14 protein-coding genes are annotated in these 17,562 nt (G+C 59.7%); 6 read left to right on the forward strand and 8 right to left on the reverse strand.

Annotated elements, in window-relative coordinates:
* Nucleotides 1-29: 29 nt before the first annotated feature.
* From RVY79_RS09265 to RVY79_RS09290, 6 genes are all read right to left on the reverse strand, one after another.
* Nucleotides 30-2,891: a formate dehydrogenase subunit alpha gene (locus tag RVY79_RS09265; protein ID WP_317463836.1), complete on the reverse strand. Its 2,862-nt coding sequence runs from the start codon at nt 2,889-2,891 to the stop codon at nt 30-32.
* 33 nt (nt 2,892-2,924) lie between these two features.
* Nucleotides 2,925-3,146, reverse strand: coding sequence for a twin-arginine translocation pathway signal (locus RVY79_RS09270; protein WP_317463837.1), 222 nt, complete (start codon nt 3,144-3,146; stop codon nt 2,925-2,927).
* 63 nt (nt 3,147-3,209) lie between these two features.
* Nucleotides 3,210-3,893: a molecular chaperone gene (locus RVY79_RS09275; RefSeq protein ID WP_317463838.1), complete on the reverse strand. Its 684-nt coding sequence runs from the start codon at nt 3,891-3,893 to the stop codon at nt 3,210-3,212.
* 2 nt (nt 3,894-3,895) lie between these two features.
* On the reverse strand, nt 3,896-5,560 hold the full coding sequence (locus RVY79_RS09280; protein ID WP_317463839.1) for a 4Fe-4S binding protein: 1,665 nt from the start codon (nt 5,558-5,560) through the stop codon (nt 3,896-3,898).
* Nucleotides 5,561-5,755: 195 nt separating this feature from the next.
* Nucleotides 5,756-6,328, reverse strand: a complete 573-nt coding sequence (locus RVY79_RS09285) for a DUF3306 domain-containing protein (RefSeq protein ID WP_317463840.1) — start codon at nt 6,326-6,328, stop codon at nt 5,756-5,758.
* A 4-nt stretch (nt 6,329-6,332) separates the two neighbouring features.
* Nucleotides 6,333-6,758 (reverse strand): DUF3305 domain-containing protein, encoded by a 426-nt coding sequence (locus RVY79_RS09290; protein ID WP_317463841.1) that lies wholly within the window; start codon nt 6,756-6,758, stop codon nt 6,333-6,335.
* Nucleotides 6,759-6,917: 159 nt separating this feature from the next.
* Here RVY79_RS09290 and RVY79_RS09295 point away from each other — a divergent pair, with 159 nt between their 5' ends.
* The 3 genes from RVY79_RS09295 to RVY79_RS09305 all read left to right on the forward strand — a co-directional run bounded on the left by RVY79_RS09295 (nt 6,918) and on the right by RVY79_RS09305 (nt 10,357).
* Nucleotides 6,918-7,805, forward strand: coding sequence for a formate dehydrogenase accessory sulfurtransferase FdhD (locus RVY79_RS09295; protein ID WP_317463842.1), 888 nt, complete (start codon nt 6,918-6,920; stop codon nt 7,803-7,805).
* Nucleotides 7,802-8,725, forward strand: a complete 924-nt coding sequence (locus RVY79_RS09300; protein WP_317463843.1) for a helix-turn-helix transcriptional regulator — start codon at nt 7,802-7,804, stop codon at nt 8,723-8,725. The genes RVY79_RS09295 and RVY79_RS09300 overlap by 4 nt, the downstream gene beginning before the upstream one ends.
* Before the next feature lie 183 nt (nt 8,726-8,908).
* The gene (locus RVY79_RS09305; protein WP_317463844.1) at nt 8,909-10,357 is read left to right on the forward strand and encodes an APC family permease; all 1,449 of its coding nucleotides are present in this window, start codon (nt 8,909-8,911) and stop codon (nt 10,355-10,357) included.
* A gap of 99 nt (nt 10,358-10,456) precedes the next feature.
* Here RVY79_RS09305 and RVY79_RS09310 read toward each other — a convergent pair whose 3' ends face one another.
* A complete protein-coding gene (locus RVY79_RS09310) occupies nt 10,457-11,089 on the reverse strand; it encodes an XRE family transcriptional regulator (RefSeq protein WP_317463845.1) in 633 nt (210 codons plus the stop codon).
* A gap of 85 nt (nt 11,090-11,174) precedes the next feature.
* Nucleotides 11,175-12,113: a histone deacetylase family protein gene (locus RVY79_RS09315; protein ID WP_317463846.1), complete on the reverse strand. Its 939-nt coding sequence runs from the start codon at nt 12,111-12,113 to the stop codon at nt 11,175-11,177.
* Nucleotides 12,114-12,321: 208 nt separating this feature from the next.
* Between RVY79_RS09315 and RVY79_RS09320 the strand changes: the two genes are divergently transcribed.
* The 3 genes from RVY79_RS09320 to RVY79_RS09330 all read left to right on the forward strand — a co-directional run bounded on the left by RVY79_RS09320 (nt 12,322) and on the right by RVY79_RS09330 (nt 17,471).
* Nucleotides 12,322-15,069, forward strand: coding sequence for a bifunctional acetate--CoA ligase family protein/GNAT family N-acetyltransferase (locus RVY79_RS09320; RefSeq protein ID WP_317463847.1), 2,748 nt, complete (start codon nt 12,322-12,324; stop codon nt 15,067-15,069).
* Nucleotides 15,070-15,417: 348 nt separating this feature from the next.
* The gene (locus tag RVY79_RS09325; protein ID WP_317463848.1) at nt 15,418-16,626 is read left to right on the forward strand and encodes a glycine betaine/L-proline ABC transporter ATP-binding protein; all 1,209 of its coding nucleotides are present in this window, start codon (nt 15,418-15,420) and stop codon (nt 16,624-16,626) included.
* Nucleotides 16,626-17,471: a proline/glycine betaine ABC transporter permease gene (locus RVY79_RS09330; protein WP_317463849.1), complete on the forward strand. Its 846-nt coding sequence runs from the start codon at nt 16,626-16,628 to the stop codon at nt 17,469-17,471. The genes RVY79_RS09325 and RVY79_RS09330 overlap by 1 nt, the downstream gene beginning before the upstream one ends.
* The last annotated feature ends 91 nt before the right edge of the window (nt 17,472-17,562 follow it).

Genomic DNA, 17,562 nt, shown 5'->3' on the forward strand with positions numbered 1-17,562 from the left:
GACCTCACCGGCGTTTAAAGCGTCGTCGGTCAGGCGGAGGCTTTCTCGATCCGGCATAGCGTGCATTTGGTTTCTTGCATCTGTGTCACTATGTCGTAGCCGTAAGTAGTCGCTGTGTTGGCGGCCTCGCCGAGCACATAGGGCCGTGCACCTTCGGGGTACTTGTCCGCCAGGCTTTCGCCTTGGAAGATGCCGCCGAAATGGAAGGGCATGAACGCCACGTCGCGTGCCACGCGCGGCGTCACCATGGCCTTGACCTTGACCTTGCCGCCCTCGGGTCCGTGAACCCAGACCATGTCGTCGTTCTTGATGCCCAGGTCGTTGGCCTGTGCCGGATTGATCTCGACGAACATTTCCTGCTGCAGTTCGGCGAGCCATGACATGGACCGGGTTTCTTCGCCGCCGCCTTCGTACTCGACCAGGCGTCCCGAGGTCAGGATGATCGGGAACTCCTGGCTGAAGTCGTTTTCCTGAATCGAGCGATACAGGGTCGGCAAGCGATACAGCGATGCCACGTCGTCCCAGGTCGGGTACTTTTCCACCAGGTCGCGCCGGCTGGTGTAAAGCGGTTCACGATGCTTGGGAATCGGATCCGGGAAGGTCCATACTTCACAGCGCGCCTTGGCGTTGCCGAAGGGCGCACAACCGTGCTCGATGGCCACACGCTGAATGCCGCCCGAAAGGTCGGTTTTCCAGTTCTTGCCGTCGGCGGCTTGTTTCTCTGCGGCGGTGAGATCGTCCCACCAGCCCAGTTGCTTGAGCATGTCGGCGGTGAATTCCGGGTAACCGTCCTGAATCTCGGAGCCGACGCTTGCCACACCGTCGGCCAGCAGGTTGACGCCATCGTGCTCGACGCCGAAACGCGCCCGGAAAGTGAGACCACCCTCCTTGACGGGCTTGCTCATGTCGTAAAGTAGCGGCGTACCGGGGTGACCGAATTCGGCGGTGCCCCAGCAAGGCCAGGGGAGGCCGTAATAGTCGCCGTCGATGGGGCCACCCAACGCCTGCATGGAATGGAAATCGAAGGTATGCCAGTTCTTCTGGTGGGCTTTGAGGCGCTCGGGACTTTGACCGGTATAGCCGACCGTCCACATACCGGCATTGATTTCACGCAGCACGTCCTCAATGACGGGGCGGCCGTTCTCGATGGCGAAGTTACGCGTGAATTCATCGCCGAATCCAAGCTTCTGCGCCATGAGATACATGATTTCATGGTCGGGCTTGGAGTCGAACATCGGTTCGATGACCTGATCGCGCCACTGCAGCGCGCGATTGGTGGCGGTTACGCTCCCCGTGGTCTCGAACTGTGTGGCAGCAGGCAGTAGATAAACCCCGTCCGTACGGTCGTTCATTACGGCGGCCACGGTGGGGTAGGGGTCGACCACGACCATCAGCTCGAGCTGACTCATGGCCTTTTTCATTTCCGGACCACGGGTTTGCGAGTTGACCGCGTGCCCCCAGTAGAACATGCCTTTCAGGCTTGAGCGTTGGGCAATGTCTGCGTCTTCTTCGAGTACGCCATCGATCCAGCGCGAGACGGTAATCCCATTGGAGTTCATGGGCAGGGAGCCGTTGTACTCGCTCTGATCGAAGCGATTCTTGATCCAGTCGTAATCGACGTTCCAGATCTTGCTCCAGTGCTTCCATGCCCCTTCACTGAGACCGTAATAGCCGGGCAGGGAATGTGACATCAGGCCAAGATCGGTGGCGCCTTGCACGTTGTCATGGCCACGGAAGATGTTGGCGCCGCCACCAGAGACGCCGAGGTTGCCCAATGCCAGCTCCAGGATGCAATACGCGCGGGTGTTATTATTACCGGTAGTGTGTTGGGTACCCCCCATGCACCACACCACGCACCCCGGACGATTTTCACTGAGGCGCTTGGCGACATCGTACATGTCGGCCTCGCCGACACCGGTGATCGATTCGACCACGTCGGGCGGGAAGTTGGCGACTTCGCTACGCACCTTGTCCATGCCATAGACACGCTGTTCGATGAACTGCGTGTCTTCCCAGCCGTTTTCGAAGATATGCCACAGCAGGCCCCAGATGTAAGCGACGTCGGAGCCCGGGCGCAGACGCACATACTTGTCGGACTTGGCGGCGGTGCGTGTAAAGCGCGGATCGACCACGATGATCTGAGCGTTGTTGCGCTCTTTGGCCAGCAGAATGTGCTGCATGGCAACGGGGTGCGCTTCACTGGGGTTTGAGCCGATGAACAGAATCGACTTGCTGTTTTGTATATCGTTGAGCGAATTGGTCATCGCGCCATAGCCCCAGGTATTGGCGACGCCGGCGACGGTGGTGGAGTGGCAGATACGTGCCTGGTGATCGGTGTTGTTGGTCCCCCACAAGGCGGCCAGCTTACGCATCAGGTAGGCTTGTTCGTTATTGAACTTGGCCGAGCCGAGCCAGTAGACGCTGTCCGGGCCGTGCTTTTCACGCAGTGCCAGTACCTTGTCTCCGATTTCCTCGATGGCCTGATCCCACTCGAGACGCTGCCACTTGCCGTTGACCAGCTTCATCGGGTACTTCAAACGGCGCGTGGAATGGCCGTGCTCGCGCAGCGAGGCGCCCTTGGCGCAATGCGCACCCCGATTGATCGGGTGGTCGAACGCGGGCTCCTGCTTGGTCCAGACCCCTTCTTGCACCTCAGCGTAGACGCCGCAGCCCACCGAGCAGTGGGAGCAAATGGTGCGTTTGGTTTCGACGGGAGCATCGGAATACGCCGTTTTTTCCTTGGCGTTGGCGGCCTGCATCATGCCCTGGCCCATGAAGCCGGCAGCGGCGAGGCCGCCCGTCGCCACGCCACTGCGCTGCAGAAATTGCCGGCGGCTGATGCCCAGCCCACCCTGACGGGTGGGTTGGGAGGATTTTCGAGTCAATCGCATGGTTATGTCCTCAGTTCCGGTTCTCTCGACCGTTTAGTCGCGCAAGGTGGCGTAGAACGCCTTGACGTGATCGGTTTCGCGATACGTCGTTTCGCCCGCATCGGTAGCATCTGTTCCTTCATCCGACTGTGCCTGCGCCAGAGTGACATGGCCGACGGTCACGGCCGCACCCGCAGCGATCGTGCCCAGGCCGATGTTGCGCAAGAAGTGACGCCGGGCGGGGTTGTTCGACGTTTTATTGTTCGACTCTTTCATGAGGCGACTCCTGTGGTCACTGAGCACCGTGATATCGCCGTCAGGCAGCGTCATTGGTGCAGGTCATGAGTGGGTGTCCCCTTCGCTAAGCGTAGTGGGGGTTGGCGAAAACGTGACGACTTGCGCGTCGGGATCGCTTTGCAGCTGGTTATCCTCGCGGGAGAGGAAAGCATCACCCAGAGCGCCGACGCTGGCATAGAACGGGTCGTCGACCTCGGCCAGGTCACGCATGAAACGTAGCGCCCAAGGGCTCAGATGGCGCTTGAAGAAAGCCGCCTGTGCCTCGGCCTGCGACTCGATGAGCATGGCCATGACTTCGCACATCGCCGAGAAATGATCTTCGGGCTCCTTGACGTGCGCGGCGCGCTCGAAGCCCAGATGCTTGAGGTCATGGCGCAGTGCCACTAACGGCATTTCCATCAGTGAGCCGGTCAAATACCAGGAAGCATATGGCACGAGCTGGCCCTGGATTACGCCCACGAGCAAGCCAAAATGCACGTCATGCAGCGTTCCGGGGTGTCCGTGGCGTGCGGCCAGTGACAGCGAGGCCCAATGTCGCTTGAGTGCCGAGTTCTCGTCGTCGGGTTCGAGCGTGGCGAGAAAGTCGAGCAACTCCGCGTTGGGCGACTCGCGCACCAGGCGAGCCAGCAATAGATAGACATCGGCGCGCAGGGCGTTACGTTCCTCGAGCGCCGCCGTCAGGGACGCTGGTGAGTGATGGGTATCGCTATGCTCGGGCGTCGTCATCGTCATACCTTGAGCTGAGCGTTGGGGTCACGCGCCATGTCGTGCCAGATATCCTTGACGCGGCAGTCTTCGCACATTTCTAGGCGTTTGATGGCGTCGCCGGCGAAATAGGGGTGATCGGCGAGTTTCTGCTTGATCGAGGCAATGGTGCTGGCGGTGGCAAAAGGCTTGCCGCAGCTGATGCATTCGAACGGCGCTTCTTCCTTGACCGTCGCGACGTGGTTGCGGGTCTCCGGGGCGGCCATGAATCCGGGGTGCAGTGCAATGACCTGTTCGGGGCATGCGGTTTCGCACAGCCCGCACTGGACACAGGCGCTTTCCTGAAACTGCAGTGCTGGTGATTGGCCGGGACTGCTTAGCGCCTGAGTGGGGCATACCGCGACGCAGGCCATGCACAACGTGCAGTGGTCGGTATCGATATCCAGCGTGCCGAATGGTGCGCCTGTGGGCATGGCCACGCGTTTTTCGCTGGGCGTGCCACGTGCCGCGAGGAAGTCGAGGATGGTGTTGAGGGCCTCGCGCTTACCGTGTGGGCGCGTCGTCTCCAACCGTTCGTCGAGGGGCGGCACGATCGGCAGTGCGTCGCGTATGGCGATATCGCCTGCATCGATCAGGCTCAGGCGCCGGGGATCGTGGCCCAGCGATTCGAGCATGGTAATGGCCTGTGCATATTGATCGTGTACCAGCTGCGCCAAGGAAGGCGGCAGAGCACCATGCATGACGATGCGTACTTCGGCAGCGCCGCGGGCAAGGGCGCCAAGCCAGTGATCGAGCCCCGCAGCGCCGAGCTCCTCCAGCGGAACATCGAGTACATGGCCCGCCGCCGCAGTGGTTTCGCTGGCTTGTGTCTCTTGATCGAGAAAACGCACCACGGCGGTATCGCCGCCTTCGCTGTGATAGGTGGCAATAAGGCGCGCGATGTAATCGTCGAGGCGTTCCGGCGCGGGCAAGGCATAGCGAATGGCCCCGGTGGGACACGCGCTGGTGCAACTGCCCGCGCCGTGACAACGAAACGGGTCGATGACGATTTCCTGCTTGACGCTCGAGATGGCGTCGGCGGGGCAAATATCGAGGCAGCGCGTACAGCCGCTTTGGCCACGCCCGGCATGGGCGCATAAATCACTTTCGATCTGAAAATAGCGCGGCTTTTCGAACTCGCCGATGCACGCTTGAAGATCCCGAACGGCCTGCTCGAGGGGCGTCGCTTGTGTGACGCGGTGGTACCCAGGCGGCGGCAATTCGTACTGCAACAGCGCCGGTGTACCGAGGTCGAGAACGGCATCGAAGTGATCGCGCCCGAGGCTGGCCTGTGAAAGAGACTCGCCTCCGTCACGGGCGGTCAGATGAAACGTGCCCAGATAGCCTTCTAGATGCGGATGGGCGCAGGCGATATTGCGCACATTGGTGAGATTCGGTGCGGCGTCGTGGGGCAATGCGGATTGCGTCGTGACCAGTGTGATGCTGGCGAGTTCGCTGTCCGTGAGTGCCTGAACGGCACGTTGCAGGTCTTCCGCCGGCCCTACGATGGCGACATGGCCGTGGCTTACGTAGCTCACGGTGGGTGGGGCTAGGTTCTGCGGCCATGACACCTGCTGCAGGGCGGCCTCACGGGCGGCTACATTACGAGCGTCGCCATTTAGCGCGCGCGTATCGATGAATTGGGGCATGTCACCTCATCAACTTGTCGGTCTTGCCACGGGGCTTTGAGTTTTGTCGTGCCAATCGTGTGGCATCTCGTCTCGGTCTTTGCCGAGCTTTATATAATGTTATGACTGCAGGTTAGATACCCGTTCTCGTCGCAAACGAAGGGTTTGCCGGGCAAGATACGGGAGTATTCAGGCGGCCTTGGTATTTCCTATGGGTCAACTTGACGCACCCGAGCGCCCAGATGGGTCATTTGGCGCCTCTTCTTCCGACTGATCTATCTCTGTCGATTGGTGTGTCTGCACTGGTTCAGACGTGGCGTCTTTATCTTCTTCAGCGACCATGTCGGGTTGCAGCGTCTGCGTATCATCATGCTGCTCCGAATCTTGGGGCTCTTGTTCCTCGCGTAGCCATTGGCGCATTCGGGCGCTGACCTCGGGCATCATGCGCATCAATTGCGAATAATCCTCGTCGTAATCGTCTAGCCCGTCGCGCACGTTGTAGTTGCCAACCTTGAACATGCGGCGCAGGGCGCGGCGTTTGAGGAGTTCGCCGACCCCGGGCAGCATGAAGGCTCGGAAATCGTCCTCGGCGCCGAGCTTTTCCGGTTCGGGGAGTTGCTCATCCAGTGGGCGCTGAGGGTCGTAACCGGGGATCAAGGCGGCGGCGCGCGATGGTGCTTCGTCGCCTTCGCTCCAGGGTGGCGCCTGTGCTTGTTCAGGTGCCGTCGACGGCGTTTCTTCATCGCCATGATCGCGTTTGCGCTGTGACCAGCGTTGCATGAAGCTCATGACATCACTCCTGACTGGCGCGCCCGGCGCCTGCGCGTTTCTTCTTGCGGCCACCTTCGACACGTTCGCCGTGACGTGCGAGATAGGCCTCGATCCAAGCCTGTATCGCCAAGGGCATGGGGGTGTCGAGTACCTGGGTGTCACCATCCATCCAGTTGGCCGCGACTTCTTGGCTCGCGGTCAGCTCGCGCGGTGCAGGGCCGTCGTCGGTCGCCTCGCAGCGTACGAATAAGCGAGGGTGTTGGGAGTTCAAGTTGAAACGGTAGGCGGTACGTTCGGTGAGAAAGAGCGTCAGCGGCAGGACGTGGGGGCCGCGCTCATGGCATCCCGTGTCTGCAATGTACCAGGCCAGGGATGTGAAGCCTTTGACCTCCTGGCGCTGGAACGCCAGCTCGAGGCTTAAATATTTCAGGTTGTCGTCGGCCGCCATGGTGGTTGCCTCCCTGTAAGATGAAATATGACACGCTGTGTCTGCAGCATATAGCAAGCCGCGTGCCTGATGGCCTGGAAAATGCGTCATCGCTGTACATTTCTCTTGGGCATGCATGTCGTGCTTTGGGTATCCTGTCGCCACAAGAAGGAGGTGAGCATGTCCAATGTAGTGCTGAGTCGGGCGCGGATGCCGACAACACTCGAGATCGCGGTGACCGACGAATACGGTCAGCGCCGTCAACAGGCGATCGCCGCCGAGCGTGCCTTGACGGTGTACTTGAATCGTCAGGAGATCGTCACCTTGATGACGCTGGGGGCCGAGCCGGAAGCCCTGGTGCTGGGCTACCTGCGCAATCAGGGGCTTCTGGTGCGCGCCGAGGACGTCGAGGCGCTGCAGGTGGATTGGGACGTGGAGGCCGCTGCGGTGGTGACGCGCGCCTTGCCAGAAGATCTCGATGCGCGCCTTGCTCAGCGAACCGTGACCACCGGCTGTGGGCAGGGGACGGTCTTCGGGCGCTTGCTCGATGCCACCGACCTGCGTCCCTTGCCCTGCGAGCCGCTATCCCAGGCGGTGCTGTACCGTCTGCTCGACAATCTGGGGCAGTTCAACGAGACCTATCGCAATGCCGGTGCCGTGCACGGTTGCGGGCTGTGCCGTCAGGATCGCGTGTTGGGCTTCGTGGAAGACGTGGGACGTCATAACGCGGTGGATACGCTTGCCGGTCGCCAATGGCTGGCGGCCATAGGCGAAGGGACGTCGGAAGACGCCGAGCTGGCCACGGCGGATATTTTCTACACCACGGGGCGGTTGACGTCCGAAATGGTGCTCAAGGTCGCACAGATGGGGATCAGTGTGCTGGTCTCGCGCTCGGGCATGACACAGAAGGGCGTGGAATTGGCGAAGCGTTTCGGCGTGCTGCTGGTGGCGCGTGCCAAGGGACGTCATTTCCAGGTCGTCGACGAACACGCGCGCCTGGTGCTGGACGCCATGCCGGCGCCCCGCCCCGGGGACAAGGCGGCGTCTCGACACAAGGGCACCTCATGAGCGATTCATCCTCCGCGTCGCCGTTTCTCAACGTGCATCAGGTCGCCGAGCTGCTGCATCTCAACGAGAAGAAGATCTATCAGTTGGCCAGCGATGGCGCTATTCCCTCCACCAAGGTGACCGGCAAATGGCTATTTCCTCGGCGCCTGGTCGAGCAGTGGATTCTGGAGTCCTGTCACCACGGCGTGTTGGCCGATCGGCTGATGGTGACCGGCAGCGACGATCCGTTGCTCTCGGCGCTGATCATGCGACTCAATCAACAGCAGCAGGGGCATGCTTTCTATGGTTATAGCGTGACCGGAACACAACTGGGCTTGTCGCTGCTCTCGCAAGGGCGCGCCGATGTATGCGCCATTCATTGGGGGCGCGCCGAAGAAAGCGAGTTGCGCCATCCCGCCCTGGTGAGAAGCCATAGCGGTTATCGTCATTGGGTACTGGTGCGCCTGTTCCGGCGCAGTCAGGGGTTGATCATCCGTGCGGAGGATCGGCACCAACCGCACGACCCCTCGGGTCTCTTTGGTGCCAATCGGCGCTGGGTCGTCCGACAGGAGGGAGCCGGGTCGCAGCGCTTCCTCAAAGAGTGGCTGGCGAGCCATCAGTTGCGACTCGATCAACTCAATACCCAGGTCGTCGCGTATAGCGAGCGTGAGGTCGCCTCGCTCATCGCGCGTCACGAAGCCGATATCGGCCCGGGCACGCTATCGGCGGCCAATGAATTCGGCCTGGGCTTCATCCCCATCACCGAGGAGGCATTTGACCTGGTGACGCCGCGCAACGTGTATTTTCGGTCGCTGCTGCAGCAGATGTTCGATTATCTACACAGCGCCGCCGGCTTGACCCTGGTCCAGTCACTGGGCGGTTACACACTCGATGAATGCGGCAAACTGTTGTGGCGGGGCGACGACGTTCAGCATACCTAGCCTCTCTATTATTCTTATCGTCATGGCGTGGAAAAAGCGGATATTGCCTCGTACCCCGGGTTGTCTCGATTCACGTGGTCAATTATCTTCCTCGGCTGGCGTGCATTATATGAAACAAATGCCGCTTTCTGGACGCAAGATAAGTGCATTCAACAATACCGCTTTCCATAAACGAGTATCGCGATGAATCGAACAACCGCTTCCAATAAAGCAAGCGAACTGACGCGGGTCCTGGCGCGCAAGGATGTACTCGCGTTGGCGTTCGGCGCCATGGTCGGCTGGGGCTGGATCGTCATGACCGGCAACTGGATCCAGTCGGCAGGGAGTCTAGGGGCCATCCTGGCCTTTGTCATCGGTGGTATTGCCATCGTATTGGTGGGATTGACGTATGCCGAGCTGGCCTCGGCGATGCCTCAAGTCGGTGGCGAGCACGTATACAGCTATCACGCCTTGGGGCATTTCGCCTCGTTTCTCTGCACCTGGACCATCGTGCTGGGTTACATGAGCGTGGTGTCCTTCGAGGCCGTGGCACTGCCTACGGTATTCGAGAACTTGTTTCCTGGTTATGCCGTCGGCGATCTCTGGACGATTGCCGGCTGGGACGTCAAGGCCACTTGGGTAGCGGTCGGCGTCATCGGTTCGCTAGTCATGATGGCGATCAACTACATCGGCATTCGCACGGCGGCACTGGTGCAGAAGCTGGTCACCGTACTGATTCTGGTGGTGGGCGTGATGTTCATCACGGGGGCACTCTTCACCGGCGAGACCGCCCACATGGAGCCTCTATTCAATGTCGATAACGGCCTCGTGGGCGGCATCATGATGGTCATGATCATGGTGCCTTTCATGTTCGTGGGCTTCGATGTCATCCCGCAGGCGGCCGAGGAGATCAATCTGCCATTTCGTGATATCGGCAAGGTATTGATGATATCGGTCATCCTGGCAGTGTTCTGGTATGCCTTGATCATCCTCGGCACGTCGCTGATGCTCGATCCCCAAGCCCTGAGTGCCTCACATCTGGCGGTACCGGATGCCATGCAGGCCGTATTCGCGGCGCCTTGGGCAGGTAAGCTAATGGTGCTGGCGGGCATTGCGGGCATCATCACTAGCTGGAATGCCTTTTATATCGGGGGGTCGCGTGCCATCTATGCGCTGGCCCATGCGGGCATGCTGCCGGCGTTTCTGGGCAAGCTTCATCCACGTTACAAGACCCCCAGCAACGCGATCATCATGATCGGTGCGGTATCTTGCCTGGCGCCGTTTTTCGGGCGTCCGATGCTGGTCTGGTTGGTCGATGCTGGTGGGCTGGGCATCGTCATCGCATATTTGTTCGTGGCGCTGTCGTTTGTGGTAATGCGTTATAAGAACGCCAATATGCCACGTCCCTTCAAGGTGCCTTATGGCAAATTAGTCGGCATCGTTGCAGTCGCGTTGTCGCTGGGCATGGTGAGTCTTTATCTGCCAGGCAGTCCGTCTGCACTGTTGCCGATCGAGTGGGTCGTCTTCGGGGCGTGGATGCTGCTCGGCCTGGTGATGTACCTGTGGGCGCGCAAGCGCTATGGCGTGGCGTATAGTGACCGCATGATGGCCCGTGAGCTTTCCGGCGACAGTGCCGTCAAGGATATCGACTGAAGGTATCGGTATGGGTGCATGTCTCCCGACATGTCCAGCGTGAATGAAGAAGTAGTAGAAGCGCCCGGCCTCGAGCCGGGCGCTGTCATTCAAGAGGTATCATGCGTTCTCGCCGCGTGTGCATACGGAGAGCACCACGGCGTCTGATTCGCTGACGGACACCAGGGCGTGGCCCATGTCGCTGTCGAAGTAGATGCTGTCGCCATGGGCCAGGCGTAGCGGTTCGTAGAATTCGGTATACAGCAGAATGTCGCCGTCGAGGACCATCAGGAATTCCTCGCCGTCATGACGTACCCACTCCTGGAATTCGTCGAAGCTGCGGGCACGAACGATGGTTTTGAAGGGGATCATCCGCTTCTGTGCCAGTTGCCACGATAATAGCTCGTGCTCATAGGTCGGCGTGGGGTGCTGTTGGCCTTCGCCGACGCGCGTTAGATCGCGGCGACCGAGTGTGTGCGACTGCGGTTTGGGCGGCGTCAACAGTTGCGGCAGGTCGATCCCGAGGCCGCCGATGAGTTTCTGGACGGCACTAAAGGTAGGAGATATCTGGTCGTTCTCGATCTTGGACAGCGTCGAACGCGCCAAGCCGGTACGTTGGCTGACATCTTCCAAGGTCCAGTGGTTGGACAGGCGAATTTCCTTGAGGCGATCACCCAGACGTAGCGGCTCGACGAACGCTTTGCGTCCGGAGGCGATGCGCAGGGCGGCGTCGCTATCGGTTTGGGTAGCCATGAGGTTCCACAATAGGAAATAAAGTTTCCATTAGGATACCACAGCCCGATAGGCGTGGGGGGAGCAGAGCGTCGTTCGGGGGCGCTCATGGGTCGCCGAGAGGAAAGCCCAGCAGCGCCTTGAGATGTGCCTCGACACTGGCACCCAAAGCGTCCAGGTGGTAACCGCCCTCGAGTACCGAGACCAGGCGTCCTTCGGCGTATACACGGGCGATATCCAGAGCGAGTTGCGTTATCCAGAAATAATCGGACTCGTCGAGGTTGAGCTCGGCCATGGGGTCGTCGCGGTGGGCATCGAACCCTGCCGAGAGCATGATCAACTGTGGCTTGAAGGCTTGCAGCGCTGGGAACCACTGGGTTTCCACACGGCGACGAAATTCATTGCCACCGGCCCCTGCTGACAAAGGGGTGTTGATGATGTTGGCCCATGTGCCTTCCTGATAGCGCCAAGGGTAGAAGGGCGATTGGAAGCTAGAGCAGACCAGGACGCCGGGGTCGTCCTTGAAGATATCGACCGTACCGTTGCCTTGGTGGACGTCGAAATCCAGAACGGCGATGCGCTCGACGCCGTACCGTTGGCGGGCGTGGGCCACCCCGATGGCGACATTGTTATAGAAGCAAAAGCCCATCGCCGAGCAGCGCTCGGCGTGATGGCCTGGGGGGCGTACGGCACAGAAGACGTTGTCCGCCTGGTGGCGAAAGACCTGATCGACGCCACGCACGACCGCACCCGCGGCGACGCCTGCGGCGGCCAGCGTGTCCGGGTTCATGTGGGTCTCGCCGTCGAGTTCGCTCAAGCCTTCCTGCGGGGCATGAGACTCGAGCATCTCCAGATATTGCGGACAATGCGCGAGGGCGAGCGTCTGCGCTTTTACTGGCTGCGCCTCGGATTGCATGGTATGCGTCAACACGCCACTCAAGGCCAGGCGGGCGCATATGGCCTCCAGTCGCTTGGGGCTCTCGGGATGGCTCGGCCCCATGAAATGCCGCATGCAATCGGGGTGGGTAATATACGCAGTGATCATGGGAGCTCCATCCAGAGGACGTCTATCGGCTGAGACGATGGGCGCATGCTGTCCGCGTGGGACTTTAAGGCCTGATAGGATGTAAGAACAGTGCCCATAGGTCGAACGATGCCATGTCATCGCGGCTGTGACGAGAGGCCCATGTTGAGTTTAGGCCGTCCGCGCGCGATGGTGAGCGGCAAGGTCTGATCAAGCGGGAGAGATTGCTGTGGGAACGCGTTTTCTGCGTCACTTCTTCGAGCCACATAGCGTGGTGGTGATCGGCGCTTCGGAAAAGCCGCATTCGATGGGCGGCATGGTGCTGGGTAACCTGCTCGAAGCGGGGTTTTCCGGCACGCTGTGGGCGGTGAACCCGCGCGGTTATGACACGGTGTATGGGGCGGCCTGTGTGAAGCGTATTGCGGATTTGCCTGCCGTGCCGGACCTGGCGATCCTCTGCAATCCAGTGGAAGGTGTGCCTTCGACCATCGAAGCGCTGGGCAAGCTGGGGGCACGCGCGGCCTTGGTGCTTTCCGGAGGCTCCTATCTCGATGATCGCACCCAGGATGGCGGCTCGCTGCGAGAGCGTATGCTCAAGGCGGCGCTGCGCTCGGGGATCCGCGTGTTGGGGCCGGAGTGCCTGGGGATCGTGGTGCCGGGCAGCAAGCTCAACGCCACTTATGCCAGCCAGCCGATCAAGGCAGGGCGCGTCGCCTACCTGGGGCAATCGGGTATGCTCGGCAATGCCATGATCGACTGGGCTGCGGGGCGCGGCATCGGCTTTTCGCATCTGGTGACACTGGGTGACAGCGTCGATGTGATGTTGTCCGACCTCATGGATTACATCAACCAGTACTCGCCGACACGCGCCTTGCTTCTGCACTTGGAGCGGGTGCACGACGCGCAGCATTTCATGACCGCGCTGCGCGATGCCTCGCGACACCGGTTGGTGCTGGCGATCAAAAGCGGACGCTCGGTGCAGTCGACACTGACGCATGAACCGCAGACGCCGGGGATCGATAATCGCGACGTGATATTCGACGCAGCGCTGGCGCGCGCCGGGGTCGTGCGCGTGGATGATTCCGATGAGTTGTTCGATGCATTGGAAACACTGACGCGCATGCGGCCGCTGCGCGGTGATCGCTTGGCCATCGTGGCGAATGGGCTAGGGCCGGCGCTCTTGGCGATCGACAAGCTGGTGATCGCTGGCGGCAAGCTGGCGGAATTGACCGATGTTACTCGCGATGCGCTGGTGCAGGGTGAATTCGATGTCAGCTTGCCCGGACGTAATCCCGTCGATTTGGGCGGTAACGCCTCGCCCGAGCGATTCGTCGATGCGCTGGAGATCGTGGCGGCCGATGCCAACGTGGACGCCGTACTGGTGGTGCACGCACCTACGCGTATGGCGCCTTCCAAAATCACGGCCGAAGCACTGATCGCCAATCGCAAACGCTTCAAGCGCAACCTGCTGACCAGTTGGATGGGACTCGAGGAAGCGCTCAAGGCACGCCATGAGTGCAATCTGGCGGGCATCCCGACCTATATCTCCCCGGAAAAAGCGGTCAAGGCTTTCATGCACATGGTCGATTATCAGCGTGTGCAGACGCTCCTGCAGGAAACGCCGCCAAGCCTGCCCTTCACAACAAAACCTGACATCCGCGCCCGCTGCCATCGTTTGATCGCCTCGGCCAAGCAGCGTGAGCGTGATCGCCTGACGCATCAGGAAACCGCCGAGGTCCTGGCCGCCTATGGCATACCGTCGGCGCCGAGCCAGTATGTCTTCGGTCCCGAGGAAGCGCTTCAAGCGGCACGGGACATCAATGGCCCCATGGCACTGAAAATCGTGCATGCGCATAACTGCGTGCCGTTTCGCTACCGCAGGCATCCGCATAAGCTCTCCTCGGGCCTGCTGCAAGACCTCGAAACGCCGGAGCAGGTGGCCGATGGCGTACGGCGTCTGGGCGACAAAGTCCGCGAAAAATTCCCCGAAAGCCCGATTTTTAGCTATTGCCTGCAACGCATGCAGCGCGGCAAGGCATCCATGCAGCTTTGCGCGGGCATCACGCGTGACCCGGTGTTTGGGCCGGTCATTGTCTTCGGTATCGGCGGTTACAAGATCAATGTGCTGGCGGATCGTCAGGTGGCCTTGCCGCCTCTGAACATGACGCTGGCCAACGAGCTGGTATCGCGTACGCATGCGTACCGCCTGATACGTGAGCACGCCTCCGATCCCGAACAGGACGTCGAGCGCCTCTGCGAATTGCTGGTCAAGCTCTCGCAGATGGCGTCGGATTTGCCCGAACTCCAAGGGTTGGAGCTTAATCCATTATTGCTCAACCGTGATGGTGTCGTGGCGGTGGACTTTGCCATGGACCTAGGGCAGCCCGCGCGTCATGCGATCATGCCGTATCCCGAGGAGCTGCGTGAATGGCGGGTATTGGGCAATGGCATGGATGTTGAAGTGCGCCCGATTCGGGGAGAGGACGCGCCGCTGATCACGCTATTCCACGAGCGGCTCTCCGAGGAAAGCATTCGCTTTCGTTATTTCCACCATAAGGCGGATCTGACGCAGCGCGATCTGGCGGTGCTGGCGCAGATCAACTACGACCGCCAGATGGCATTTATCGCCGAGCATGCGCGACCCGATGGCAGTAAGGAAATGTTGGGCGTGGTGCGAGTGTGGAACGATCCTGACAATATACGCACTGAATTTTCCGTGATCATCCGCGATGATCTCCACGGGCATGGCCTCGGCAGCCTGCTGATGGAAAAGATGATCCGCTACTGCAAGGGCCTCGGCATCCTCGAGATGGTCGGCACCGTGATGCTCGACAATCAGCCCATGCGAGCGTTATTGAAACACCTGGGCTTTAGTTTCCGCTATAACATGGAGGATCAGGTGGTCGAGGCTTCCTTGCGACTCAACGAGCCCAGCAACGATTGGCAACGTCACCGTCTGGAAAGCCAGCCTGACTGACGGGCTTGTCTGTCTGCCGATGTCGCGGCGAAGCTGCTGAAGGTCGGCTTCGTCGCTTGACGTGACGAGCGATTGGGTATGATCGAGACGCGTGATGACGCGGCCTGGGTTATTGAACCATGGATCAATCATCAGTTGTTTTTATTTGAAGCGATATCAATAAGTAGGTATGATTCGACACGAAGCATAACGAAATTTTATCTTCATGATCATCTCTCATCATCTCCATGACCATAACAAGAGCCAGGAGACTGACCCGCCAGGTACTCGCAACGTGACAACGTGACATTGCCGAGCGCTCTTGCTTAGCAAGAGCATGGCGACGACTTGACCAAAGCAGGCAAGCCTATGACTGAAACGGACGAAACGAATATCAAGATTCAGGTGCGCGGCCTGAGCAAGGTGTTTGGCTCCCAGCCTAAAAAAGCGCTCGAGCTGCGTAACCAGGGGAAAAAGCGCCCCGAGATTCTTGAAAAAACCGGCCAGACCTTGGGTCTTTCAAATATTGACTTCGACGTACGTGAGGGCGAGCTCCTCGTCATCATGGGGCTGTCGGGTTCCGGGAAATCGACGCTGATTCGTTGTCTCAATCGCCTCATCGAGCCCACCGAGGGTGATATCGTGATCGACGGTCAGAACATTCCCAAGCTCAGCGAGAAAGAGCTCCTGGAATGTCGCCGGCGTCATTTCTCGATGGTTTTCCAGAATTTCGCACTATTTCCGCATAAAACCGTGCAGGAAAACGCTGAGTACGGTCTTGAGGTGCGCGGCGTCGAGAAAAACTCACGCGTGGAAAGCGCGCGTAACTCGCTCAAGCAGGTGGGCCTCGATGGATGGGAAGATGCCTATCCGAGTCAGCTGTCGGGGGGCATGCAGCAACGTGTCGGTTTGGCCCGTGCACTGGCCAACGACTCAACCGTGATGTTGATGGATGAGGCGTTTTCGGCGCTTGACCCGCTAATCCGCAAGGATATGCAGCAAGAGTTGATCGAGCTGCAGCATCGCATGAAGAAGACCACCATCTTCATCACCCATGACCTCGACGAGGCAATCAGCATCGGCGATCGCATCATCCTGCTCAAGGATGGCGAAATCGTGCAGAGTGGCACACCTGAAGAGATTCTGACGCGGCCCGCTGACGATTACGTGGCACGCTTCGTCGAAGGCGTGGATATGTCGCGCATCTTCACGGCCAACAGTGCCATGCGTCCCGTGCGTGCTACGGCACGTGATAGCGATGGGCCGCGCACCGTGTTACGCAAGATGAGCGACAATGGGCTGGATTCCATCTACGTCATCGGTCGTGATCGTACCCTGATGGGGATCGTGAATGTCGACGAGGTCGATGCCGCCGCCAAGGCGGGCAAGGAGACGATCAGCGAGTTGATCCAGAACGACTTCCCGAAGGCCGGTCCGGATGAGCCGATGAACAACCTCTTTGCCATGTTCAATGATAAAAGCTATCCGATTGCCATCGTCGACGACAACCAGCGTCTATTGGGTGTGGTCGTGAAGGGTGCGGTACTTGAAAAACTGGCTGAAGCGGGAGAGCACTGATGGCGATCGATATTCCACGCATTCCCCTCGGCGATGCCATCGAGGGTAGTCTCGATTTTTTGACGTCGCATTATTCCAATGTGACACGAGGAATTTCCAGTGTTACCCAAACGGGTATCTCAGCGCTTAACGATGCTCTCATGTGGTTGCCCGAGTGGGCGCTGATGGCAATCATCGCGGTGATCTGCTGGCGGGTTGCCAGCCTGCGACTAGGCATCGGGGCGGTATTGGGTCTGTCCTTGATTTGGAATCTCGGCCTTTGGAATCCGATGATCGAGACCTTGACGCTGGTGGTGATCGCCACCGTGGTCGCGGTGGTGATTGCCATGCCATTCGGGGTGTTCGCGGCCATTTCGGATCGCTTCTATAGTGTCATCATGCCGGTTCTGGATTTCATGCAGACCATGCCGGCGTTCGTTTATCTGATTCCGGCCATTCCGTTTTTCGGTATTGGTTCGGTGTCGGCCATTTTCGCCACGGTGATCTTTTCGATGCCGCCGGCGATACGCTTTACGACGCTGGGCATTCGACAGGTCCCCAATGACTTGATAGAGGCGGCGGATGCGTTCGGTGCCACGCGTACTCAGAAGCTGATCAAGATACAGTTTCCGCTTTCCTTGCCGACGATCATGGCCGGTATCAATCAAACGATCATGCTAGCGCTGTCGATGGTGGTAATCGCCGCGATGATCGGGGCCGATGGCCTGGGTAGCGAGGTGTGGCGCGCCATTCAGCGCCTGCGGCCCGGCGATGGCTTCGAAGCCGGTATTGCTGTGGTGATTCTTGCCATGTTGCTGGATCGCATCACGCAAGCCCTTCGCAAGCCGAAAAAGAAAGCTAGCTAAGAAGCAAGGCGTAATAAAACGCCATGTATCGAGCATGGGCTCGAAAAGGAACGGCCAATTGGTCGTTCCGGCAAGATCTCCCATCAATAAG

This window comes from Chromohalobacter sp. HP20-39, assembly GCF_033052815.1.
In the GTDB taxonomy this organism is placed as follows: Bacteria; Pseudomonadota; Gammaproteobacteria; order Pseudomonadales; family Halomonadaceae; genus Chromohalobacter.

What these genes read in the sequence shown, in the direction of transcription:
- RVY79_RS09295 (WP_317463842.1), top strand. Translation starts at nt 6,918, where the DNA reads ATGTCCAATGTAGTGCTGAGTCGGGCGCGGATGCCGACAACACTCGAG.
- RVY79_RS09285 (WP_317463840.1), bottom strand. Translation starts at nt 6,328, where the DNA reads ATGAGCTTCATGCAACGCTGGTCACAGCGCAAACGCGATCATGGCGAT.
- RVY79_RS09315 (WP_317463846.1), bottom strand. Translation starts at nt 12,113, where the DNA reads ATGATCACTGCGTATATTACCCACCCCGATTGCATGCGGCATTTCATG.
- RVY79_RS09265 (WP_317463836.1), bottom strand. Translation starts at nt 2,891, where the DNA reads ATGCGATTGACTCGAAAATCCTCCCAACCCACCCGTCAGGGTGGGCTG.
- RVY79_RS09275 (WP_317463838.1), bottom strand. Translation starts at nt 3,893, where the DNA reads ATGACGACGCCCGAGCATAGCGATACCCATCACTCACCAGCGTCCCTG.
- RVY79_RS09325 (WP_317463848.1), top strand. Translation starts at nt 15,418, where the DNA reads ATGACTGAAACGGACGAAACGAATATCAAGATTCAGGTGCGCGGCCTG.
- RVY79_RS09280 (WP_317463839.1), bottom strand. Translation starts at nt 5,560, where the DNA reads ATGCCCCAATTCATCGATACGCGCGCGCTAAATGGCGACGCTCGTAAT.
- RVY79_RS09310 (WP_317463845.1), bottom strand. Translation starts at nt 11,089, where the DNA reads ATGGCTACCCAAACCGATAGCGACGCCGCCCTGCGCATCGCCTCCGGA.
- RVY79_RS09330 (WP_317463849.1), top strand. Translation starts at nt 16,626, where the DNA reads ATGGCGATCGATATTCCACGCATTCCCCTCGGCGATGCCATCGAGGGT.
- RVY79_RS09270 (WP_317463837.1), bottom strand. Translation starts at nt 3,146, where the DNA reads ATGAAAGAGTCGAACAATAAAACGTCGAACAACCCCGCCCGGCGTCAC.
- RVY79_RS09300 (WP_317463843.1), top strand. Translation starts at nt 7,802, where the DNA reads ATGAGCGATTCATCCTCCGCGTCGCCGTTTCTCAACGTGCATCAGGTC.
- RVY79_RS09305 (WP_317463844.1), top strand. Translation starts at nt 8,909, where the DNA reads ATGAATCGAACAACCGCTTCCAATAAAGCAAGCGAACTGACGCGGGTC.
- RVY79_RS09290 (WP_317463841.1), bottom strand. Translation starts at nt 6,758, where the DNA reads ATGGCGGCCGACGACAACCTGAAATATTTAAGCCTCGAGCTGGCGTTC.